Consider the following 22,729-nt stretch of genomic DNA (forward strand, 5'->3'; position numbering starts at 1 on the left):
GAGCCGCCTTCGGGGATCTCGGTGCCGGGGGTGCTGGTGGTGCCGGAGGAGGCGGGTACCTCCTGGTCGGCCTCGGGCTCTACGTCGGTGTCGGCGTCGTCCTGGCTGCGGTCGACGTCCTCGCCGGTGTCCTCAGTCGTGGGCTCAGCCGGCTCCTCGGTGGAGTCGTCCTCGTCGACGTCGAACAGCGAGCCGCCGAAGCCGTCGGAGGACTCCTCGTTCTTGGCCTCGGGCTCGGCCTGCGCGTCCTCGGAAGCCTTCGCTTCCTGGGACGGCGCCGGGTCCTCGGAAGGCTCGTCGTCACCGAGGTCGAACAGTGATCCGCCGCTCTTCTCCTCGGTCTTCGCCTCCGGCTCGGCCTTCGCGGCAGGCTCGTCGGAGGAGGACGCGTCGGCGTCGTCGTCACCCACGTCGAACAGTGAGCTGCCGCCCGAGGCCTTGGCGGCCGGGCCGACGTCCTCGGTGTCGGTGACGGTCTCCTCGGTCTGGGTGACGTCGTCGGCGTCGGGCTCGGCCTTGGTGGCCTCGTCGGTGGAGGACTCCTCGCGCTCGATGGTCGCGGTCGCCGTACCACCACCAGCAGCACCGGAGCTCGACGCGGCGGCGGCCTTCTTCGCGGCCGGCTTGGACTCGCCCTTCACGGAGGCGAGCAGCATCTGCGCGACGTCGAGGACCTCGACCTCCTCGCGGGCGTCGCCCTTGCTCTGCGCGGCGGTCAGGCCGTCGGAGAGCATCACCCGGCAGAACGGGCAGCCGACGGCGATCTGGTCGGCGCCGGTCTCGACGGCCTCCATCGTGCGGGTCTCGTTGATCCGCGTGCCGATGGTCTCCTCCATCCACATGCGGGCACCGCCGGCGCCGCAGCAGAAGGACCGCTCGGAGTTGCGCGGCATCTCGGTGAGCTCGGCGTCGGGGATGACGTTGAGCAGCTCGCGCGGCGGGGAGTACACACCGTTGTGGCGGCCGATGTAGCACGGGTCGTGGTAGGTGACCGAGCGCTTGCCGCCGCCGCCGTTGGACGCGACCGGGACGAGCTTCTTCTCGCGCACCAGCCGGTTGAGCAGCTGGGTGTGGTGCACGACCTCGAGCTCGATGCCGAGCTGGCTGTACTCGTTCTTCAGGGTGTTGAAGCAGTGGGCGCAGGTCGAGACGACCTTCTTGACCTTGTGCTCCTTGAAGGTCTCGATGTTCTGCGCCGCGAGGCCCTGGAACACGAACTCGTTGCCGGCGCGGCGAGCGGAGTCACCGGTGCAGGTCTCGCCGTTGCCGAGTACGGCGAACGACACCCCCGCCATGTCGAGCAGCTCGGCCACTGCGCGGGTGGTCTTCTTGGCGCGGTCCTCGTAGGCGCCGGCGCAGCCGACCCAGAACAGCCAGTCGACCTCGTCGAGGTCCTCGACGTCCTCGCCCACGACCTTGACCTCGAACGGGAGGTCCTTGGCCCAGTCCAGCCGGGCGGTGGGCGACATGTTCCAGGGGTTGCCCTTGTTCTCCATGCCCTTGAACAGGCCGTTGAGCTCGCTGGGGAAGTTCGACTCCACCAGCACCTGGTAGCGGCGCATGTCGACGATGTGGTCGACGTGCTCGATGTCGACCGGGCACTGCTGCACGCAGGCACCACAGGTGACGCAGGACCACAGCACGTCCGGGTCGATCACGGCGGCGCCGCTGTCGGGCATGTAGAACCAGTCGTCGCCGGTGTCGCCGACCAGGGGGCGCTCGACCTCGAGCGCGAGCTTCTCGTTGCCCTCGACCATGCTGTCCCGCTTGCCCTCGTCGGCCAGGAGGTACGGCGTCTTGGACAGCGTGTGGTCGCGCAGCGCCATGATCATCAGCTTGGGGGAGAGGGGCTTCTCGGTGTTCCAGGCCGGGCACTGGTCCTGGCAACGGCCGCACTCCGTGCAGCTCGTCATGTCGAGGACGCCCTTCCAGCTGAAGTCCTCGGCCGCACCGACGCCGAGCTTGGCGTCCTCGTCGAGGTCCTCGAGGTCGTCCAGCGTCAGCGGCTTGCCGCCCGACATCATCGGCTTGGCCGCACCGAGCGCCACCGGATCGCGACCGAACATCACGTTGAGCGGGGCCACGAAGATGTGCAGGTGCTTGGAGTTGAGCACGAAGATCAGGAAGACCAGCATCACCCCGATGTGCAGCAGCAGGCCGATGCCGATCAGGGCGGTGCTGTCCGGCAGCACCTTGCCCAGCCCGTAGGAGACGAAGGCCGCCTTGCCGTAGCCGTCGTCGGTCCCCATGTCACGCGCCTGGACGGCTCCGCGGAACAGGAACAGCGTCCAGATGACGTTGAAGATCATGAACAGCGTGAGGTACGCCGGACCGAGGTGCGAGCCGAAGAAGCGAGACTTGCGTCCCTGGTTCTTGGGGTTGTTCACGATCCGGATCCACCAGAAGGTGCCGATGCCGAGCAGGCACATCACCGCGATGAAGTCCTGCAGGAAGCCGAGCACCGCCCAGTTGCCGAAGACGAACCAGCTCCACTCCGGGTCGCGCGAGAGCAGCACGGCGTACGCCTCGAGGTAGACCGTGCCGAGGATCAGAAACGCCCAGAAGACGAAGAAGTGCGCAGCGCCGGGGATCGACCACTTCAGCAGCTTCTTCTGGCCGAGGACCTCGACGAGCTGGCGCTTCACAGTGGTGCCGACGCGGCCGAAGGCGCCGTGGATGCGATCGGGCGCCGGCTGCCCGTGGCTGATCGCGCGGTAGAGGAACAACGCCCGCTGGGCCGCGAGCGACAGGGCGACCACGGTCATCAGCAGGCCGACGATGAGCACCAGAACCACGTGTCACTCCACTCTTGTCGTGCGAAGAGCCGGCCGTCGGGGAGGGTCCGGCGCTCGCAGACTACGGGCAAACCGCCGGGGCGCGGCAGGCGTACTGGGTGTGACAAATGCTACCTACCGGTAACTGTTCGGATCCGGGTGCCCGGGGAAACCCGATGAGCCTGCCCCGGCATGAGGTCGCGTTCTGCGGGAAACGGGATCACGTGCAACAGCCGGTGATCGTCCTCGACGTCAATGAGACCCTCTCCGACCTGCGGCCGCTCGCGGAGCGGTTCGTCGAGGTCGGCGCCGACCCAGGCGCCTCGGACCTGTGGTTCGCCGCCACCCTGCGTGACGGCTTCGCGCTGTCGATCGCCGATGTCCGTCCGGTCTTCGCCGACGTGGCCCGCGAGGCGGCCCGGACGCTGCTCTCGCGCTGGCGGCTCGACCGCCCGCTGGACGACGCGGTCGAGCACGTGATGGCCGGACTGCGCGACCTGTCCCTGCACCCTGACGTCGCCCCGGCACTGCGCCGGCTCTCGGCGCACGGCTTCCGCACGGTCACGCTGAGCAACGGATCGACCAGCCTGGCGCACCGCCTCCTCGAGCGCGCCGGACTCCTCGAGCACGTGCAACAGCTGTTCTCCGTGGAGGAGCAGACGGCCTGGAAGCCGGCGTCCGCGGCCTACGGATATCCCGCGGCGCAGCTGGGAGTGGCGCCGTGGGACATGGTCCTCGCCGCCTGCCACCCCTGGGACGTGGACGGAGCCATCCGGGCCGGGCTGCGCGGAGTCTGGGTCAACCGTGCGGGCGCGGCGTACCCCGGCACCTTCACGTCACCGACCGCCACCGTCACCGATCTCACCCAACTCCTCGACGTCGTCGCCGAGCCCATCCTGGACGACCAGGCTCCAGGGGTCAGGAGCGCACGACCTTGACGACCTTGTCGGCGCTGCTGAACTGCACGGTCACCCGGCCACCGGTCGAGCAGTAGCTGAAGGTGGTGCCGAGGCGCCGGTCGGGCTGGCCCACGGCGGTCAGGGTCTGCCAGGAGGTCATGCCGGGCTTCACCCTGGTGGTGAAGGTCGAAGGCGACAGCTTCGTCCCCGGGTTGGTGCAGGCGTTGGACTTCACGCCGTACGCGCGCTCCCACATCTGCAGGTACGCCTCGGGGCCACGGGACATGTCCTTGACGATGTCGGGGCCGGCCTGCATCTTCAGGTCCTGGATCCAGTCCGGGTAGAGCCCGTAGTGCGCGACGCCGTCCTTGTTGATGTCGTAGACGCGCTGGCCGCTGACCTGCTGGTCGACCTTGACACCGCCCAGCGTGGTGAACGGGTAGGTCACGGGGTTCTTCGCGGCGTCGGGACGCGGGTTGCCCTGGGCGCCGAGGCCGTTGATGTCGGCACCGAAGCCGAAGCCCCAGTAGGTCTTGGGGTTGGTCCAGGTGAGGTGTCGCTTCCACTTCTCGACGAAGCCGTTGCTGTCACCGGCGTACGGCGTGATGAAGCCCTTCTCCTGGTAGATCCGGGGATAGGCGTCCGGCGTCGACCACGAGTGGCTGGACACGACGCCGCTGTAGCCGAGGGCGTCGATCAGGTCGAGCGAGCTCTTGCGGGCCTTCACGCTCATGTGGTCGGGGTCGAAGATCATGTGCCGCTTGGCCAGGCCGCGGATGGTGTGCTCGCCCAGCGAGGAGAGACCCATCGAGTTGCAGTGGTGCTTGGCCGGGTAGACCGGCACTGCCGGGAGCTGGACGCCGGACGCCTTCGCGACGGCACCGAACAGCGCGTCCTGCGCCGGGACCTGGTTGGAGTCGAGCGGCACCGAGTTGTCCTGGTCCTTGTCGTGGACCTCGGGGTCGTTGGGGTTGCAGGTCTGCATCCGCCACGGGGAACCGGTCTCCAGGGCGTTGGCGCTGTTCACCAGGTAGCCGGTCGCGCCGGTGTCACCGGCCACACCCGCGAGCGCGTTGTCGAACTTGTTGACCAGCTCCATCTGGGTGACGCCCATCTTGCGCACCTCGTCGAGCTGCTTGTCGATGGAGGCGTCGGTGCACTTCAGGTCGGGTACGCCGAGCTTCTGGGTGCAGCCGAACGGCACCGAGGTCTCGATGCCCATCACCACGGCCAGCTTGCCGGCGTTGATGACCTTGCGGGCCTGGTCGGGCGTGGTGACGATCCGGTACCAGCCCTGGCCCGGACCGCCGTTCTGGGCGTCGACGTAGTCCTGGAGGGCGTACATGTCCTTGGCCTGCAGGCGGATCGAGTCCATGTCGTCGCAGGAGTTGCGCTTCAGCGGGTAGAGCTCGCACAGCTTGTTGTTCTCGACGAGCAGGTTGACGAGGATCCGCTGGCCGGCGCGCCAGGAGCGTTCCATCCACTTGTAGTAGGTGCCCTCGTGGGTCAGCGAGTCCGGCGCCGGCCAGTCCTTGAAGGTCGGCCAGCCGACCGGGTCGTGGTGGGTGGTCCCGGAGAGGAAGTCCTCCATCACCGCGCCGTAGCCGTTGGTCAGGTAGTGGTCGGGGCAGTCAAGGAGCGCCACCTCCACGCCGTACGGCGACCACGGCCGGCCGCAGTGCACGTCGCCACCGAGGAACTCGAAGGCCATCCCGTGGGTGTGCGCGTCGACGAAGCCGCGGGTCTCCTGCATGCTGCTGACGCCGGCGATCGGGTTGCCCGAGACGTTGGTGCTGACCTCGGGGAAGTCGGTGCAGCCGGTGCGGAGGTGCAGGCGCAGCGGGGTCGGCGTACTCGTGATCGTGGCGTTGGCCGCGCCGTCGGTGAGGTAGCCCTTCCCGGGGATCTGGAAGGTGAACTGGCCGGCCCTGGGCATCTGCACGACCCAGTCGTTGCTCGGTCCGCCCGCGTCGGCGTACGTCGCCGTGGCCGTGCCGCCGTCGAGGTAGCGACGCTCGGGGCTGTACAGCAGGTAGCGGCCGAGCGCGGTCGGCTTGAAGTAGAGCGGGGTGCCGGTGCTCTCCGAGGCAGCAGCGAAGGTGGGGACGTTGGTGTCGGTCAGCCAGCGGCCGGACTTCGTGGACTGCAGGCCGTAGCAGCCGTTGAACATGTTGTAGCGGTTCGTCGGGCTGGCGGCGTGGCCGGCGCTGACTGGCACGTGGGTCAGGGCGGGCTCGGTCTGGTTGCGCTGCGCGGCGGCGTCGTCCTCCGCGAGTCGCGCCTGCGTCGGGGTGGTCGGGTCGGCCGTCTCGGCGTCGGTGGTGGGCGCGGAGCGGGAGACCGAGTTCTTGGTCGCCGGGTCGTTGTGGTTGTGCCCGTCGTCGACCAGGCCGTTGGGGTGGATGTGCGAGCCGTCGGGCAGGTAGACGGTGTCGGCACCCTGGGCGCCGGCCCGGGCCGTCGCCCGGGTGTTCTTCGCCTGCGCGACGTACGCCTTCTTGTAGCCGTCGGCCAGCCCGGAGGAGGGCGAGCCGAAGAACGTGCCGGGCACCACGAACCCCACCACCAGGGCTCCCAGCGTGAGGGCACTGACGACGATGAGCCGGCGGGCAGCGCTCTCGCGCGCGTTCTGTCGGAGCATGGCCGCTCAACGAGCGAACCGCGCAGTCGGTTACTCGGCGCTCGTCGCGTCGCGTCGCGGGACGAGTGGCAGCGCGACCACCGGGCACACCGCGGCCAGGGCGTACGTCGCGGCGTACCCCCAGTGCGTGATGGCCAGACCGGCGATCGGGGCGACCGCAGCCGCGGTGAGGTACTGCGCCGTGTTCTGCACGCCGAGCGCGCGTCCCGACCAGTAGGAGCCGGCCCGCTCGGCCACGCTGGTGAAGGCCAGTCCGTTGTCGGCGACCGTGACCGTCGAGGCGACCACCATCAGCACCACCGCGACCGCCAGCGGCTCGGTCAGCGCCAGCAGCCCCATCGTCACCGCCGCTGCGATGGCGACCCAGCGCAGCGGCCGCACCCGGGACCCGACCATGTCGGAGAGCTGGCCGACACCGATCCGACCCAACGCGCCGAGGACGTGGGTGCCGGCGACGAGCGCGCCGGCTGCGGCGGCCGACCAGTGCCGGTGCTGCACCAGCCAGGTCAGGGAGTAGGTCCACACCAGGAACTGCGGGACCACGAGCAGCACCGAGACGCCGTGCACGCGGGCCAGGAAATGGTCGGCGCGGTACGGGTTCGCGGTGAGCGCGTCGGTCGGCGCCGGCCGGGGCGGGTCGATCACCAGGACCAGCACGGACAGGCACGCCAGCGCGGTCGCGACCACCGGGATCCACAGGGCGGCGGACACGCTCACCCGATCGGCGACGACGGCGATCGTCGCCGCGGCGATGGCCACTCCCAGCGGCTGGGCCATCTGACGGATGCCCATGGCCAGGCCTCGGCGCTGGGGCGGGAACCAGCCGACCACGATCCGCCCGCTGGCCGAGCCGGTGCAGGCAGCGAACATCCCGACGAGGAACAGCACCACCACGAGGGGGAGGGTGCCGTGCACCATCGTTGCGACGATCCCCAGGAGCGTCGTACCCCCCAGGCCGGCGAGGAGCACCGCGCGCTCGCCGATGCGGTCGACGACCAGTCCCCAGAGGAAGAGGGTGAGCATCACCCCGGCGATGGGGGCGGCGGCCACGGTGCCGGCCTGGGCCAGCGAGAGCCCGCGGTCGTCCTGCAGCTGCGGGATCAGGAAGGCCGGTCCGTTGATCGCCACCGAGGCCCCCGCCTGCGCCGCGACGCTGGCCGCGAGCATCGACCACCGCCGCGCCACCGAGATGCTGGAGGCGTCGAGGGAGGTCACCGCCTCACGTTAGAGGGCGACCGAGGCGGCGACTCACGGTGGTCGCGGTGGCGGACACGGCCGCGACCAGCTCGGGCAGGTTGACCTCCTCGTGGCTGTCGTAGGTGGTGGCGATGCCGCCCAGCGGGATGCCGTTGTGGTCGAGGACGGCCACGGCGACCGAGGCGAAACCAGGAGTGATCTCGCCGTCCTCGGTCGCGTAGCCGCGAGCCCGGGCCTCGCTCAGCACGGCGCGCAGCGCCCGGAGGCTCTGCGGCCCCCGACCGTGCCGGTCGACGAACGCGCTCTTGTCGGGGTAGAGGGCGCGTACCTGGTTCTCCGGGAGGGCAGCCATGATCGCCCGGCCGCTCGCGGTCAGGTGCGCGGGCAGGCGTACGCCGACGTCGGTCACCAGTGGTCGCCGGCCCGGGGCTCGCTCCTCGAGCACGTAGAGCACGTCGCGGCCGTGCGGGACGGCGAGGTGGGCCGACTGGCCGATGCGGTCCACCAGCGCGGCCAGGGGCCGGTGCGCGATCCGCTGCAGCGGCGCCTGCCGGGCGTAGCCGATGCCGACCTCGAAGGCGGCCACCCCCAGGCAATAGCGACGGTCCTCGGCGATGTGGGTGACGAAGCCCTGCTCGATCATCGCGTTCACCAGGTGGTACGCCGTGGACCGCGGCAGGTCGAGCGCGGCGGCCAGCCGCTCGAGCGGCACCGGGTCGGGCTGGGCGGCCAGGAAGCGCAGCACCCGGAGCGTGCGGGTGGCGGCCGGGACCTGGCTCATGTCGGAAAACCTAGTCCCACGGGCACCACCAGTGTCAGGATGGCGGGACGAATCGGGCGTACTCGGAGCCCGACCCGATGAGAGGCAGACTTCCCCATGCCCCGACGCGTACTCGCGGCCGCCTTCGTAGCACTGGCCGTGGCCCTGACCCTGGTGGTTCCTTCGACCGCCGATGCGGCCGGACTGCCCAGCAAGAAGCAGTGGGTCTCCGACACCTACAAGGCCCTGAACGGCTCCCGGATCTTCGTGCGCGACCGGGTCGCCCGAGCTGGATCGAACCAGGGTGGCAGGAAGCTCGCGCTCAACCTCGACATCGACAACACCTCGCTGGCGACGTACTACGACACCGGCAAGCCGGTCGCGGCGACGCTGCGCCTGGTGAAGTACGCCAAGAGCAAGGGCGTCTACATCCTGTTCAACACCGGCCGCAACGTGAAGCAGCGCGGGCAGACCATCGCCGCCCTCAAGCGCGCCGGCTACCCGGTCGACGGCCTCTGCGCGCACTACAAGGGTGAGGCCCTACGGCACAGCAAGCAGCGCTGCCGGCAGTCGTTCGTCAACAACGGCTTCACGATCATCGCCAACATCGGCAACCGCAGCACCGACTTCGTGGGCGGCAACTACGAGCGCGCCTACCGCCTCCCCAACTACGGCAACCGGCTCGGCTGAGGCTGCTCTCGGCGTGCGGTGACTGGTCCCGACCATCCGTTCGCTTCGCTCACTGCTCGACCACCTGATGGTCACCGGCCGCGGCAACCGCAAGCTGGTCGAGCAGCGAGCGCCAGCGAGCGATCAGTCGAGACCACCTATGACGTGCTGTCGACCCGGGTCTGGATCTCGCCGACGGGGAGGGTGGTCGCGGCGCTCGGGATCTCCAGGGCGCCGGCCAGGTCCTGACGTCCGCCGCCGGGGATGGTGAAGGACACCGAGATCACGCTGGTGGCGGTGATGGTGTAGCTGCCCTGGGCGGCGTACCCGTGCTCGATCGCGCCGGGCTGGTGGAGCGCGGCGTCCTTGATTCCCGTACCGGTGGCGCCGGCCCCGTCGCCGAAGTCCCAGCGGACGTCGGTGACGGTGAAGGTCACCGGGATCGTCTGGCCGAGCACGACGACCGGGATGGTCTGGCTCGGCGCCTCGGCGTAGTAGTTGTTGGGCAGGTTCACGTACGAGCGGTTCCCCGGCTGTACGACGGCCGTCGGCTTGGGGGCGGCGGCGTACGCCTGGTCGAGCACCATCTCGACGGTGATCTGCGGCTGCTGCTCGACCGGGTCGTCGGCGCCGCGGCACACGTTGCCGACGAAGTCCCAGCCGCCGACCGTCGGCGAGATCTGCTGGCGCCAGTGCTGCATGTACAGGTCACCGTCGTGGCCCTGGGTCTTGCAGACCGACACCGCCGCCATGCACAGGGCGTCGCTACCGCCGTTGGGCGGACCGTTGGTCATGCACGCAGGCGTGTAGTAGTCCTTGTAGACCGGCGGGGGCGGGCCGCTGGAGTGCACGTAGGGCTGCCCGGGGTGGTAGACACCGGGAACGCCGGTCTGCCCCTGGTGCTCACCGCTGATGATCGTCCCGTCACCGGTGTTCTGGCCGCCGATCGGGTCGTCTTTGGCGGCTGCCGGCCCGCCGGCCCACAGCGCCACTGCCAGGACGGCGAGGACGACGAGTATTCGCTTCACTTGTTCTCCCCCGACTTCCAGCCGGTCAGACGGTAGCGGCCGTTCTCCCAGGCGACGCCGACCTCGATCAGGTAGTTCTTCTTCGCGGGGTAGGTCTTCACCGCGTGGCCGGAGGCGTCGACGTCGGCCCGTTTCCCCGCCCGGCTCTGGATGTCGACGACCCAGACGTTGTCCAGGACGCGCGCGGTCTCGAAGGCGCGCTTGACGGGCAGGTCGGCGGGCTCGAGGTGGAGGCCCTTGGCCTGCTGGCCGTCGAGGTAGGTCTTCAGCTCGGTGCACATGGTGCACCTGGTCCGCTTGCCGGTGGCTCCGACCGACGTGATCGGCGTCGCGTCGTTGGTGGCGAAGGCGTAGTTGTAGGCCTTCACGAAGTACGTCGCGAACGCGATCCGCCCGGCCGAGGTGTTGCCGGAGGCCGACGGCAGCTGGGGCGGGGTGGCGGTCGGGCTCGGGCTGGCGCTCGGGGACTCCTCGCGCACCGGGGCGCTGGCCGGTGTCTTGCTGTCGCCGCCACCGCACGCGGAGGTGACGAGCAGGAGCGCGGTCAACGCCGTGACGGCGGTGGCTCGCGCAACGAGTCCGAGACGCACGATCTCCCCCTCGTGGTCGACGTCAGGTCCAGGCAGAGTTCTACTGCCCAGCACGGGGGCGCGCCAAACCAGTCGTTTCGGGCGTGCTGATCCGGGCCGGCCGATCAGTACTGGTGGAACCAGCGCGGCAGCTGGACCGAGGCGCCGGGGCAGGTGACGTTGCGGTCGCGCTGGTCCTCGACCCACTGGCCGAGCACGCCGGCGCCGCCCTGGATCACCCAGTCGCGGCGGCACCGCCGCAGGGCCTCGGCCCGGGAGGTCTGTCCCGCCGCTCGCCACTCCGGCACCCGGAGGGCGAGGTCGCCGACCACCGACTCGTAGAGGTACGGCGTGGAATAGACGCCGACCGCGTAGCCGGCGTCGGTGTAGCCCTGGGCTGCCCCCCGGACGACGGCCGCGTTGGCCTGCTTGTCGGAGCCCCAGTCGAAGTGCGGCACCGACTCGACGTCCAGCCACACGATCGGGGTCTGCAGGCCGGCCTTCTTCAGGCTCGCGATGTTGAACTGCGCCTGTCGACGGCCCAGCTCCTCACCCGTCACCCCGGAGGGGGAGAAGCGGGTCGGCCCGCTGATCACCGAGTACGCCGCCACCAGCAGGTGGTGGCTCTTGGCCCAGGCGACCTGGCTGGCCAGGCACGGGTTGGCCACGAACCCGGGGCCGTTCGTCAGCCCGATCACCACGAAGCGGGCCGAGGAGTCGGGGAGGGGGAGTCCTTCGGACCGCTTCTCCGGGATGCCCATCCCCTTCGGGCACTGCGGCCAGCTGATGTCGCCGCCGAGCAGCGAACCCACGTCGCGCGGAGTGGGCAGCGCCGGGACCTCGATCGACGGGGTCGGCACGGTGGAGGCGGACGGTGTCGCCGCGGTGGGCGTCGGCTCGGAGGCACTGGCGGTTGGCGTCGGTGCAACCGAGGTGGAGGGCGTGGCCGTGGCGTCGGCCTTCTTCGAGTCCGGAGCGAGCGGCGCCTCGCAACCGGCGGTGAGGAGCACGACGAGGGCGAGGACGGCCAGCGGAGTCGGTCCGACGGTCCGTCGTGCTCGACGCATGGTCTCCCTCTGCTGACACGTCTCGGATCCGAGACGAAGCGGTCGGTGCGGGGCTGGCAGCAGGCTCCCGCGCGAGGTTGGATCGTCGCATGAGTACGCCGAGCCCGACCAACTTTCCGGACACCGTCCCGGCCACTGTCGAGGTGGGCATGGGCGCGCTCTCCTTCGACGAGGTCGTCGCGGTCGCCCGCGGAGAGGCCCCGGTCGTGATCGGTGACGAGGCGCTGGCCGCGATCGAGCGGGCTCGCGTCGTCGTCGAGGAGCTCGCCGCGGCCCCCACGCCGGCGTACGGCATCTCCACGGGGTTCGGCGCCCTCGCGACCCGGCACATCCCGACCGAGATGCGCGCCCAGCTGCAGCGCTCCCTGGTCCGCTCGCACGCAGCCGGGTCGGGTCCCGAGGTCGAGCGGGAGGTGGTGCGTGGCCTGATGCTGCTGCGGCTCTCGACGCTGGCCACCGGCCGGACCGGCGTACGGCCCGTGGTGCCGGAGCTGATGGCGGCCATGCTCAACGCCGGGATCACCCCGGTCGTGCACGAGTACGGCTCGCTCGGCTGCTCCGGTGACCTCGCCCCGCTCTCGCACTGTGCCCTCGCGCTGATCGGTGAGGGCGACGTGCGCGACGCATCCGGCGCGCTGCTCCCGGCGGCCGAGGCGCTGGCCGCGGCCGGGCTCAGCCCGGTCGAGCTCGCGGCCAAGGAGGGCCTGGCCCTGATCAACGGCACCGACGGCATGCTCGGCATGCTGGTGCTGGCGCTGAGCGACCTCTCCGTCCTCATGCGTACGGCGGACATCGCGGCCGCCATGTCGGTCGAGGGCCAGCTCGGCACCGACCGGGTCTTCGCCCCCGAGCTGCAGGCCATCCGGCCGCACCCCGGCCAGGCCGCCTCCGCCGCCAACCTGACCGCGATCTTGAAGGACTCGGGCGTGGTCGCCTCGCACCGCGGTCCCGACTGCAACCGCGTGCAGGACGCCTACTCCCTGCGGTGCTCGCCCCAGGTGCACGGTGCCGCCCGCGACACCCTCGAGCACTGCGCGACCGTCGCCGGCCGTGAGCTGGCCAGCGCGGTCGACAACCCGGTGGTCCTGCCCGACGAGGGACGGGTCGAGTCCAACGGCAACTTCCACGGTGCGCCGGTCGCCTACGTGCTCGACTTCGCGGCCATCGTCGCTGCCGACGTCGCATCGATCAGCGAGCGTCGTACCGACCGCTTCCTGGACAAGGCCCGCAGCCACGGCCTGCCGCCGTTCCTGGCCGACGACCCGGGCGTCGACAGTGGGCACATGATCGCGCAGTACACCCAGGCCGCGATCGTCTCCGAGCTCAAGCGCCTCGCCAACCCCGCCAGCGTCGACTCGATCCCGTCGAGCGCGATGCAGGAGGACCACGTCTCGATGGGCTGGTCGGCCGCCCGCAAGCTCCGTCGATCGGTCGACGGGCTGGCGCGCGTCGTCGCCATCGAGGTGCTGACCGCCGCCCGTGCCCTCGACCTGCGTCGTCCGCTGTCGCCCTCACCGGCGACGGGTGCCGTGGTCGACCTGCTGCGCTCGTCGGGGATCCAGGGTCCCGGCCCCGACCGTCATCTCTCGCCCGAGATCGAGACAGCCGTCGAGCTGGTCCGGTCGGGCGCCGTCCTCCATGCCGTCGAAGAAGTGATCGGAGAACTGCAGTGACCACGCCTGTTTCTGGCAACCCCCGTCTCCCCATCCACGCCGCCCACGGCACCCAGCTGACCGCGCGTTCGTGGCAGACCGAGGCGCCGCTGCGGATGCTGATGAACAACCTCGACCCGGAGAACGCCGAGAACCCCGCCGAGCTGGTGGTCTACGGCGGCACCGGCAAGGCGGCGCGCAACTGGGAGTCCTACGACGCCCTGGTGCGCACCCTCACCACCCTGGCCGACGACGAGACGATGCTCGTGCAGAGCGGCAAGCCGGTCGGTGTCTTCCGCACGCACGAGTGGGCGCCGCGGGTGCTGATCGCCAACTCCAACCTCGTCGGCGACTGGGCCAACTGGGAGGAGTTCCGTCGCCTCGAGGACCTCGGGCTGACGATGTACGGCCAGATGACCGCCGGCTCGTGGATCTACATCGGCACCCAGGGCATCCTCCAGGGCACCTTCGAGACCTTCGCCGCCGTCGCGGACAAGCGATTCAACGGAACGCTGGCCGGCACCATCACGCTGACCGCCGGCCTCGGTGGCATGGGCGGCGCCCAGCCGCTGGCCGTGACCATGAACGACGGCGTCGCGATCTGCATCGACGTCGACGAGAGCCGGATCAAGCGCCGCATCGAGCACCGCTACCTCGACGTACAGGCCGACTCGCTGGAGCACGCGGTGGCGCTGGCCGTCGAGGCCCGCGACGCCAGGGAGCCCCTGTCCATCGGGGTGCTCGGCAACGCGGCCGAGATGTTTCCGGCCCTGCTCGAGCAGGACGCGCCGATCGACATCGTCACCGACCAGACGTCAGCGCACGACCCGCTCTCCTACCTGCCGATCGGGGTCTCGTTCGCCGACTGGCACGACGCGGCCAAGCGCGACCCCGAGGGGTTCACCAAGGACGCCCAGGCCTCGATGGCCGCGCACGTCCGGGCGATGGTCGAGTTCCAGGACAAGGGCGCCGAGGTCTTCGACTACGGCAACTCGATCCGCGACGAGGCCCGCAAGGGCGGGTACGCCCGCGCCTTCGAGTTCCCCGGCTTCGTCCCGGCGTACATCCGGCCGCTGTTCTGCGAGGGCAAGGGCCCGTTCCGCTGGGCCGCGCTCTCCGGTGACCCCGCGGACATCGCCGCCACCGACCGCGCCATCCTCGAGCTGTTCCCCGACAACGAGCGGCTGCGCAAGTGGATCACCATGGCCGGCGAGCGGGTCTCCTTCCAGGGACTGCCGGCGCGCATCTGCTGGCTGGGGTACGGCGAGCGCCACTTGGCCGGCCTCAAGTTCAACGAGATGGTGGCCTCCGGTGAGCTGAAGGCCCCGGTCGTGATCGGCCGCGACCACCTCGACGCGGGATCGGTGGCCTCGCCGTACCGCGAGACCGAGTCCATGCTCGACGGCTCCGACGCGATCGCCGACTGGGCGCTTCTCAATGCGCTGGTCAACACCGCCTCGGGCGCCACCTGGGTGTCCATCCACCACGGCGGTGGCGTCGGCATGGGTCGCTCGATCCACGCCGGTCAGGTCTGCGTCGCCGACGGCACCGACCTCGCCGCCCAGAAGATCGAGCGGGTCCTCACCAACGATCCCGGCATGGGCGTCATCCGCCACGTCGACGCCGGCTACGACCGAGCGGTCGAGGTGGCCGCGGAGCGCGGCGTGCGGATCCCGATGCAGGAGGGCTAGGTCCGGCAGCACTACGTAGACCTTCCAGGTGGCAGGTCTAGTTAGTGCCCGGACCCCTGGTCACCCGTCAGCGCCCGGAGAACGCCTCGCGCACAGCTCGCCCGTTCGCGAGCACGCACACGCCGAGCAGGAGCACGCCGCACACAGCCTGCTCGAGCTTCAGCCACAGCGGGAACGGGTCCGGCAGCGACACGATCACCACGATCGCGACCAGCATGATCGCCGAGACGATCCGCAGCCTGACCAGGCCGCCCTTCGAGCCCTGCGCCGCTCGGGTGGCGAAGGCAAACATCAGGATCGAGGTGAGCGCGACGATGCTGCCGCGCACCCAGACCGCGTCGTTGACGGCGGCGTGGTCGCCGTGCAGGAGTGCGACGGCGCCGAGGGTGAGCAGGCTCAGCGCGAGGTAGCAGCCGACGAGCAGCCGAGCCCGGTCGAGGGTCACGTTGGCCTCGGCCGGTAGCGCGGTCGTGGTGTTCATGACGGTCCTTCCGTCGTACGCCGGGCGCGGGAGGGCTTCCCCGGTGGAGACGTGATCATCCGGTCGACCAGGTGCACGAAGTGGTCGATGACGGCGGGCCCGTCGAGCTCGGGGTCCGAGATGAACTGCTCGGCCAGCCCGTCGATGGTGGAGCGGAGCAGCACCGCGAGGGTCCAGGGATCGAAGTCGGCCAGCTCTCCGGCCCGCTGCCCGGTCTCGAGGAGGTCCTGGGCCACTGCGATCAGTGGGTCGTCGTCCTCGGTCTCGAACCACGGGCTCCCGTCGTCGCGACGGAGGTTGCGGGCGACCTCCCGAGCGGCGCGGGCCTCGGTCTGGTGCGACCACGCCCAGCTGACCGCACCTCGCACGTAGGTGAGAACACGCTCGCGCTCGGTCCGTGCCTCCGCGCGCTGGGCTCGCAGGGGCGGGGTGGCATCGGTGTACACCTGCACGACCACGGCCTCCATCAGCTCCGCGCGCGAGGAGAAGTGGTAGAGCACGACGCTCTTGGAGACGCCGGCGCGGCGGGCGACCTCGGCGATCGTGGTCGCCTGGTAGCCGCGCTCGACGAGCGACTCGATCGCGACCTGCACGAACTGCCGACGCCGGGCCTGGTTGACGAAGGTGCCCTGACCATCCGATGGTTTTTTCGACCGCACGGTCGAAATCTATCACGACCGGTCAGGAAGGCCACCGGGTCCCGGCCCCGGAGACTCGGGCATTCGCGAGCGCGACGCGGGGAGCGGCAGGCAGAATGCGCGCCATGTCCGAAACTCCGCTCGGGGAGCAGCTCACGCCTGCGCCGTACCCACCCGGCTGGACGGTGCCTCCCGAGTCGTCGGGCCCGCGGCGTCCCGGCACGGTGCTGGCCGCGGCGATCGTGACCTGGACCGCGTCGGCGGTCACGCTCCTCGGCACCGCCTCGATGTTCACCTTCCTGATGAGCGCGGGCGAACCCATTCTCGACTCGTTCGACGGTTCGCGGCCGCTCCTGGTCGCGGTCGCCGTCGGCATCGCCGTCTGGTCGGTCGCTGCCTGCCTGTTGGCGTGGTGGACACTGACGGGCCGCAACTGGGCCCGGATCCTGCTGGCGCTCTCGGCCGGGGCGACCGTCGTGGTGTCGACCTCGATGTTCTGGCTCGGGGTCCCGTTCGTCTCGCTGTTCGGCGGCATCGCGGTGCTGGTCCTGCTGTTCATCGGCGGTGCCAACGATTGGTACCGCACGCGACCCGCCGCCCGAGAGCCAGAGGGAATGTCATGACCGAGAAGCCCGTCCGCGCCCGTACGCCGCTCCCCGGCATCAGCTCGCGCGCCTGGGAGCATCCCGCCGACAAGGGGGCCCTGGTCGCACTGCGCAAGCTGCGCGGCTTCGACACGGTGCTCAAGGCACTGTCCGGACTGATCAACGAGCGCGCCGTCCGGCTCTCGCTGCTCGGCGACGCGGTGAAGGTCGACGAGCGCCAGTTCACCCGGCTGCACCGACTGCTCACCGACGTCGGGGCGACCCTCGACGCGACCGAGCTGCCCGAGATGTTCGTCAGCGCCAACCCGTTCCTGAACGCCTCCACGATCGGGATGAACAAGCCGACCATCGTGCTGAACAGCGCCCTGGTCGACCTGCTCGACGAGGAGGAGCTGCGCTTCGTGATCGCCCACGAGCTCGGTCACGCGCTCAGCGGGCACGCGGTCTACCAGACCCTGCTCCAGCGACTGCTGGTCCTCAGCGGCGTGCTCGGCACCGTCCCGTTGGGCGGCCTGGGCATCCGTGTGATCGTGGCCGCCCTGTTCGAGTGGTCACGCAAGGCCGAGCTCTCGGCCGACCGCGCCGGACTGCTGGCCACCCAGGACCCGCAGGTGGCCTTCCGGGTGCACATGAAGCTCGCCAGCGGTGGGCACCTCGACGACCTCGACACCACCTCGTTCTTCGCCCAGGGCGCGGAGTACGACGAGTCCGGTGACCTGCGCGAGTCGGTGCTGCGGCTGACGCTGGTCGAGCGGGTGTCCCATCCCTTCGCCGTCGTACGGGCCAAGGAGCTGCGACGCTGGGTCGACAGCGGCGCCTACACCGCGATCCTGGCCGGCACCTACCCGCGCCGCGAGGATGACGCGTCGGCCGACGTGAGCGAGGCAGCGCGCGAGGCGGCGCAGAGCTACACCGAGTCGTTCCGCAACACCTCCGACGCCCTCGGCCGCTTCGTGCAGGAGACCGCCGGCGTGGTGGGCAGCGTCAAGGGCTGGTTCGACGAGACCTTCCGCCGCGGAGAGGCCTAGCGCCTTCGCTGCTCCTCACTACGCCGCCACCAACGACGCCGAGGCTCCTTGGGTGGCACTGGTCGAGGCGAGTCGGCCGTCTTCCGGGTCGGCCGGCGCCGCTCCCGCCAGCGCTCGACCTCGACGTCGACGTCCCGGGTGGGAGTGACCACGGGCGGGCCGCCCTGGAGCTGGCGTCGCGCCTCGACGATGCGCCGGTTGAAGTCCTCGACGATCGTGCGCACTTGCTTCTCGGTGGCCTCCCGGTCGAGCAGGTCGTCGAGCTCGGCGTCGTCCTTGCGCAGCTGAAGAGCAGCCGGGAGGACGCTGATCCGCTCGCGCTCGATCAGCTTCTTCAGCCACCAGTCCCGGTCGTGCGGTGAGCCGAGGTCGCCCAACGGCTTGCCGGCGCCGGGCAGGTTGTCGAACTCGCCGCGCTCCATGGCCCGCTTGACCTGGAGGTCGACCCACTGGGTCTGGTTGCGGATGCGCGCGGCAGCGGAGTCACCGCCGGTGCGCTGGTCTCGCGCACGGTCCGGTCGTCGATCAGGGTCCTCGGCCATGGGAATCACCCCCGCTTCCGGAGGCTAGCCGATGAGTTCGTCTCTCCCCAGAGGTCATAGTGACGACAGGGAGGTACGCACGTGGACGTCTTCGCGACCGGATTGCGGATGGGTGAGTCGCCACGCTGGCACGACGGTCGGCTGTGGGTGTGTGACTGGGTGGCCGGCGAGGTGCTGTCCTACGACGTCGACGGGCAGCGGACCGTCGAGCTGACCATGACGGGCCTGCCGTTCTCCGTCGACTGGCTCCTGGACGGACGCACCGTCCTGACGAGCACCCGAGGTGTGGTGACGGTCGAGGAGGACGGTTCGCTGACGCCGTACGGCGCCATGGACCAGGCCTGGAACGAGATCGTCGTCGACCCGGCCGGAAACACCTTCGTCAACGCGGCCGGCTTCGACCTGATGGGCGGTGAGGAGCCGCGGCCGGGCTTCGTCTGGGTGGTCCGTCCCGACGGGTCCTCGGAGGAGGTGGCCGACGGCGTCTGGTTCCCCAACGGGATGGCCGTCACCCCGGACGGCGGGACGTTGGTCGTGGCCGAGTCCTACGGGCACTGCCTCACGGCCTTCGACATCGGCCCGGGCGGTCGGCTCGACCACCGGCGGGTCTGGGCCGACCTCGGCGACGCCGCTCCCGACGGGATCTGCCTCGATGCGGAGGGAGCGACGTGGTACGCCGACGTGCCGCACCGCCAGTGCGTCCGGGTGGCCGAGGGCGGCGAGGTGCTCGAGGTGGTGCAGGCCGACCGGGGCTGCTTCGCGTGCATGCTCGGCGGCGAGGACGGCCGCACCCTGTATGTGGTCGCCAACGAGTGGGGCGGCACCAGCGGCATCGGCCAGGGCGAGCCGAGCGGGCAGCTGCTGGTGCACCGGGCCCCGGCACCGCACGCGGGACGCCCCTGACCAAGCGGCGTCAGTCGGTGAACGCGTCCTTCGGTACGACGAAGAGACTGAGGGCCGCGACCAGGGCAGTGAGCGAGCAGACGGCCCAGACCGTGATGTAGCCGGACAACGGAGCGTGGCCGGCCTTGGCGTCGGCGATGGACCCGGTGGAGGACAGGGCGATCGCGAAGATGCTCGACGCGATCGCGCCGCCGATCGTCTTGGTGGTGTTGGTCATGCCGGTCACGAAGCCGGTGCGGTCGGCCGGCGCCGCCGCTGCTGCAGCCGCTGGGAGCGCCGCCACCAGCGCGCCCGAACCGAGGCCGGCGATCGCCATGTTGGCCAGCGTCTGCGCGGTCGAGTCGTGCAGCGGGATGAACAGCCCGTAGCCGATCGCCACCAGCACGCACGCACCGAGCATCGCCCCGCGCGTGCCGACGAACCGGGCCACCACCGGTAGCAGCAGGGCGCCCGCCACCAGAGCGATCACGTAGACGCCGATCAACGTGGACACGAAGCTGGCCGAGGCACCGAGGCCGAAGCCCGCCTCGTCTGGATCGGTGCGGGCGAAGGTGGACAGCGGGATCTGCGCGCCCAGCACCGACATGCCGAACAGGAACGCCGTCAGCTGCACCGGCCACTGGGCGGGCGTCGCGAGCAGGCGTACGTCGATCAGCGGCTCCTCGGCCGCCAGCTGGGCGAGCGCGAACGGCCAGAACGCGACGAGGCCCAGCACGAGCACCACCCACGCGAGCGGCGCTCCCGGGCCCTGCAGGCGCACCAGGATCAGACCGCCCATCACCAGCCCGATCGCGACCGAGACCAGCCAGAACCCGCGCATGTCCAGGCGACCCGTCGCGACAGGCGGAGTCGGGGCGACGCCGAACCAGACGACCACGAAGCACAGGCTCACCGCGATCGCCGGGATCATCAGCAGCGCCGTCATCGAAGTGGACTCGACGAGGGCGCCGCTGGTGAGAGCGCCGGCGATCACGCCGAGCTCAAGAGCAGCGACCAGGAACGCGGCGGCCCGCCGGGTCAGGCGTGCCTGCTGGCCGGTGCCGGCCGTGCGGCGGTGGATGATCGAGACCTCGAGCGGCAGCCAGACGACGTAGAAGCCCTGGATCGCCCAGGCGACCAGGAAGGTCGCGAAGGTGGGCGCGAAGGCCACGCCCCACGAGGCGAGGGCGGTGACGGCCGTCGACAGGAGCAGCACCTGTCGGTGCCCGATCAGGTCACCGAGCCTGGCCAGCATCGGCACCGCCAGGGCCGAGACCACCAGTTGCGCCGCCTCGAACCAGTTGACGTCGGCGTCGTGGATGGAGAGGTGGTCGGCGATGTCGCTGAAGATCGGCGTGTAGTAGCCCTGCAGGATCCCGCTCGCGATCTCGACGCAGACCAGGAAGCCGATGATCGTGGCCAGCCCGGGGACGAGGTTGCGTTCGTGGGCGGCGGCGTCCGTGGTGCTCATGCGGGCAACCTCTCGATCAGGCGGGTGTACCAGCGGACACCGTGAAGGAAGTCCTCGACGCCGATGTGCTCGTCGTGGCTGTGGATGCTCTCGCGCTGGGCCTTCGTCATGCGGAACGGCGTGAACCGGTAGACCCGTGGGCAGATGGCGGTGAAGTAGCGGGAGTCCGTGGCCGCCATCACCACGTACGGCGTCGGGACGGCGTCCGCGAAGAGCTCGGTGATCGTGGAGGTGATCAGCTCGAAGGCGGGGTCGTCCGTCGGGCTGACCGGGCTCGGCTCGTTGACGTCGACGAGGTCGAGCTGGATCGAGTCGTCGGCGATGGCCTTGCGCACGTGCTCGGTCGCCGAGGCGACGGTGTCGCCGACCAGGATGCGCAGGTTGACGGCCGCGGTGGCACTCGACGCGATCACGTTGTGGGCCGGTGAACCGGAGAGCATGGTGACCGCCATCGTCGTACGCACCAGGGCGGCGGGTTCGGGGCCGGCCAGCACCAGGGCGCGCTTGACCAGGGGCTGCAACCGCCGGGCGTTGGCGAAGAGCGGGCGCAGCGCCAGTGGGGCGTGCGGCGCGATCCGGGTGAACAGCTCCAGCGTCGGCTCGGGCAGGGACGGGGCGAACGGCCGCTTCTCCAGTCGTACGACGGCCCGGGCGATGCGCGCGGTCGGTCCACCCCGCTCGGGCGTGGAGGAGTGACCCCCACGCCCCTCGGCGCGGAGCTCGATCGTGGTGGTGCCCTTCTCGGAGACACCGACGACCCCGAGCGGCGAGGTCACGCCGGGGAACGCCTCGTGCGCGACGGCTCCACCCTCGTCGAGCACGAACCACGGGGCCACGCCGCGCGAGCGGAGCTCCTCGACCGCGGCGGCCGCGTCGGCTCCGGAGACCTCCTCGCGCGCGCCGAAGGACAGCCAGACGTCACGGGTCGGGACGAACCCCTGCTCGAGAAGCCGCTCGACGGCGGCACAGATGCCGACCAGCGAGCCCTTGTCGTCGAGCGTGCCGCGGCCCCAGATCGCGCCGTCGTGGATCTCGGCCCCGAACGGCGGGTGCTGCCCCGGCGCCGACTCCTCGATCGGGACGACGTCGATGTGAGCCATCAGCACGACCGGGTCGGCCTCGCCGGACCCCTCCCACCGGAACAACAGCGAGTGGTCGCGGACCTGGTGCAGCGCCAGCCGTTCGTGCAGCAGGGGGAACGCCTCGGCCAGAACGCGTCGGAACTCCTCGAACGGAGCCGGGTCGATCAGACTCTCGTCGGTGTGGGAGACGGTGGGGATGCGGACGAGCGCTCGCAGCTTCTCGACGACCTCGCTGTCCCCCACGAGAGCAAAGTAGTGGGTGGAGGTGGGGAGAGGGCCTCGAACCGCGTAGGACGAGGCCCTCTCGAGCGCTGGGGAGGAAAGCACGATAACCCTGCTCGTGCTGGAATGGTCCCTCGATCTCGGATCCGAGACAGCCGCCACCAGGGTCGGCTGGCATCCGACGCCCGGATTGGATGGACTGGTCCCATGTCAGTCGGTCGCACGCCAGTTGCCGCGGTGCACGACCTCGTCGAGGTCCTTGCGTCGCCGCCGGGTGGGGGAGCCCTGGGCGCCCGGTGTCGTGGCGGGGTGGCCGAGCGTGATCGAGCCGACGGGGTCGAACGTCTCGGGGATGGCGAACTCGGCGCGCGCGGCCGGCACCTTCTCGGGCGGGATGCCGAAGAAGCAGGCGCCGAGTCCCTCGTCGACCGCTGTCTGCAGGATCAGCAACGAGGCCATCGCGGCGTCCATGTGCCAGAACGGCACCGGCCACCGAGCCTCGTCGCGGTCGGTCCAACCCTTGTCGGGTTCGGCATAGCGACCGAGGTAGGCCGCCTTGCTCGAGCAGGGCACTATCACGACTGGCGCGCGCATCATCCCGGCCAGCCACTCGTCGGGTTGGTCGAGGTCGTCGGCGGTGGCGGCCCAGTAGCGGCGTACCTCGTCGGGGGTGTCGAGGACCAGGAAGCCCCAGCCCTGGCTGAACCCGGCGCTCGGCGCGCGCACGGCGTTGTCGAGGGCACGGTCGACGACAGCTGGGTCGACGGGCTCGTCGGTGTAGTTGCGGACCATCTTGCGGCGGCGTACGACGTCGGCGAACTCCATGCCGCC

20 protein-coding genes are annotated in these 22,729 nt (G+C 70.5%); 7 read left to right on the forward strand and 13 right to left on the reverse strand.

The window, feature by feature from the left end:
- On the reverse strand, positions 1-2,795 hold a 2,795-nt coding region (locus H976_RS26015), incomplete at its 3' end, for a heterodisulfide reductase-related iron-sulfur binding cluster (RefSeq protein ID WP_027861761.1).
- Positions 2,796-2,998: 203 nt separating this feature from the next.
- Between H976_RS26015 and H976_RS26020 the strand changes: the two genes are divergently transcribed.
- Positions 2,999-3,712, forward strand: coding sequence for a haloacid dehalogenase type II (locus tag H976_RS26020; RefSeq protein ID WP_051276748.1), 714 nt, complete (start codon positions 2,999-3,001; stop codon positions 3,710-3,712).
- On the opposite strand, the gene H976_RS28815 is transcribed toward H976_RS26020, so the two are convergent.
- From H976_RS28815 to H976_RS0112175, 3 genes are read right to left on the reverse strand one after another with little or no spacing between them, the layout of a single operon-like run.
- Positions 3,693-6,314, reverse strand: coding sequence for a hypothetical protein (locus tag H976_RS28815; protein WP_051276749.1), 2,622 nt, complete (start codon positions 6,312-6,314; stop codon positions 3,693-3,695). The two genes, H976_RS26020 and H976_RS28815, sit on opposite strands and share 20 nt — an antisense overlap.
- A 30-nt stretch (positions 6,315-6,344) precedes the next feature.
- Positions 6,345-7,529 (reverse strand): MFS transporter, encoded by a 1,185-nt coding sequence (locus tag H976_RS0112170; RefSeq protein ID WP_036226164.1) that lies wholly within the window; start codon positions 7,527-7,529, stop codon positions 6,345-6,347.
- Between the two features lie 4 nt (positions 7,530-7,533).
- A complete protein-coding gene (locus tag H976_RS0112175; protein WP_027861763.1) occupies positions 7,534-8,292 on the reverse strand; it encodes an IclR family transcriptional regulator in 759 nt (252 codons plus the stop codon).
- 96 nt (positions 8,293-8,388) lie between these two features.
- Here H976_RS0112175 and H976_RS0112180 point away from each other — a divergent pair, with 96 nt between their 5' ends.
- Positions 8,389-8,961, forward strand: coding sequence for an HAD family acid phosphatase (locus tag H976_RS0112180; protein ID WP_027861764.1), 573 nt, complete (start codon positions 8,389-8,391; stop codon positions 8,959-8,961).
- Between the two features lie 137 nt (positions 8,962-9,098).
- Here H976_RS0112180 and H976_RS0112185 read toward each other — a convergent pair whose 3' ends face one another.
- The 3 genes from H976_RS0112185 to H976_RS0112195 all read right to left on the reverse strand — a co-directional run bounded on the left by H976_RS0112185 (position 9,099) and on the right by H976_RS0112195 (position 11,604).
- Positions 9,099-9,968, reverse strand: a complete 870-nt coding sequence (locus H976_RS0112185; RefSeq protein ID WP_027861765.1) for a hypothetical protein — start codon at positions 9,966-9,968, stop codon at positions 9,099-9,101.
- Entirely contained in the window at positions 9,965-10,558 is a 594-nt protein-coding gene (locus H976_RS0112190) for a DUF6318 family protein (protein ID WP_027861766.1), read from the reverse strand. Before H976_RS0112190 ends, H976_RS0112185 begins: the two co-directional genes overlap by 4 nt.
- Before the next feature lie 104 nt (positions 10,559-10,662).
- Positions 10,663-11,604: a hypothetical protein gene (locus H976_RS0112195; protein ID WP_027861767.1), complete on the reverse strand. Its 942-nt coding sequence runs from the start codon at positions 11,602-11,604 to the stop codon at positions 10,663-10,665.
- 89 nt (positions 11,605-11,693) lie between these two features.
- Between H976_RS0112195 and hutH the strand changes: the two genes are divergently transcribed.
- Together hutH and hutU are read left to right on the forward strand one after the other, a co-directional pair.
- Positions 11,694-13,277 carry a histidine ammonia-lyase gene (gene hutH / locus H976_RS0112200; protein ID WP_051276750.1) on the forward strand — a complete coding sequence of 528 codons (1,584 nt, stop codon included), beginning with the start codon at positions 11,694-11,696 and terminating at the stop codon, positions 13,275-13,277.
- A complete protein-coding gene (gene hutU, locus H976_RS0112205; protein ID WP_027861769.1) occupies positions 13,274-14,947 on the forward strand; it encodes a urocanate hydratase in 1,674 nt (557 codons plus the stop codon). The genes hutH and hutU overlap by 4 nt, the downstream gene beginning before the upstream one ends.
- Before the next feature lie 67 nt (positions 14,948-15,014).
- On the opposite strand, the gene H976_RS0112210 is transcribed toward hutU, so the two are convergent.
- Together H976_RS0112210 and H976_RS26030 are read right to left on the reverse strand one after the other, a co-directional pair.
- Positions 15,015-15,428 (reverse strand): hypothetical protein, encoded by a 414-nt coding sequence (locus H976_RS0112210; protein ID WP_027861770.1) that lies wholly within the window; start codon positions 15,426-15,428, stop codon positions 15,015-15,017.
- Positions 15,425-16,087, reverse strand: coding sequence for a TetR/AcrR family transcriptional regulator (locus tag H976_RS26030; protein ID WP_155918209.1), 663 nt, complete (start codon positions 16,085-16,087; stop codon positions 15,425-15,427). Before H976_RS26030 ends, H976_RS0112210 begins: the two co-directional genes overlap by 4 nt.
- A 104-nt stretch (positions 16,088-16,191) precedes the next feature.
- Between H976_RS26030 and H976_RS0112220 the strand changes: the two genes are divergently transcribed.
- Complete coding sequence (locus H976_RS0112220; RefSeq protein WP_027861771.1) at positions 16,192-16,689, forward strand: hypothetical protein; 498 nt, start codon at positions 16,192-16,194, stop codon at positions 16,687-16,689.
- On the forward strand, positions 16,686-17,699 hold the full coding sequence (locus H976_RS0112225; RefSeq protein WP_027861772.1) for a M48 family metallopeptidase: 1,014 nt from the start codon (positions 16,686-16,688) through the stop codon (positions 17,697-17,699). The genes H976_RS0112220 and H976_RS0112225 overlap by 4 nt, the downstream gene beginning before the upstream one ends.
- On the opposite strand, the gene H976_RS0112230 is transcribed toward H976_RS0112225, so the two are convergent.
- Positions 17,696-18,241 (reverse strand): DUF1992 domain-containing protein, encoded by a 546-nt coding sequence (locus H976_RS0112230; protein WP_027861773.1) that lies wholly within the window; start codon positions 18,239-18,241, stop codon positions 17,696-17,698. The genes H976_RS0112225 and H976_RS0112230 overlap by 4 nt on opposite strands.
- Before the next feature lie 81 nt (positions 18,242-18,322).
- On the opposite strand from H976_RS0112230, the gene H976_RS0112235 reads away from it, so the two are divergent.
- Positions 18,323-19,144: an SMP-30/gluconolactonase/LRE family protein gene (locus tag H976_RS0112235; RefSeq protein WP_027861774.1), complete on the forward strand. Its 822-nt coding sequence runs from the start codon at positions 18,323-18,325 to the stop codon at positions 19,142-19,144.
- Between the two features lie 10 nt (positions 19,145-19,154).
- Here the strand turns inward: H976_RS0112235 and H976_RS0112240 are convergent, their stop codons facing one another.
- From H976_RS0112240 to H976_RS0112250, 3 genes are all read right to left on the reverse strand, one after another.
- The gene (locus tag H976_RS0112240; RefSeq protein WP_027861775.1) at positions 19,155-20,594 is read right to left on the reverse strand and encodes an MFS transporter; all 1,440 of its coding nucleotides are present in this window, start codon (positions 20,592-20,594) and stop codon (positions 19,155-19,157) included.
- Complete coding sequence (locus tag H976_RS0112245; protein ID WP_027861776.1) at positions 20,591-21,919, reverse strand: M20/M25/M40 family metallo-hydrolase; 1,329 nt, start codon at positions 21,917-21,919, stop codon at positions 20,591-20,593. The genes H976_RS0112240 and H976_RS0112245 overlap by 4 nt, the downstream gene beginning before the upstream one ends.
- A gap of 189 nt (positions 21,920-22,108) precedes the next feature.
- Positions 22,109-22,723, reverse strand: a complete 615-nt coding sequence (locus H976_RS0112250; RefSeq protein WP_027861777.1) for a nitroreductase family protein — start codon at positions 22,721-22,723, stop codon at positions 22,109-22,111.
- Between the last annotated feature and the right edge of the window lie 6 nt (positions 22,724-22,729).

It is taken from the genome of Marmoricola sp. URHB0036 (assembly GCF_000426045.1).
Classification (GTDB): domain Bacteria; phylum Actinomycetota; class Actinomycetes; order Propionibacteriales; family Nocardioidaceae; genus Marmoricola.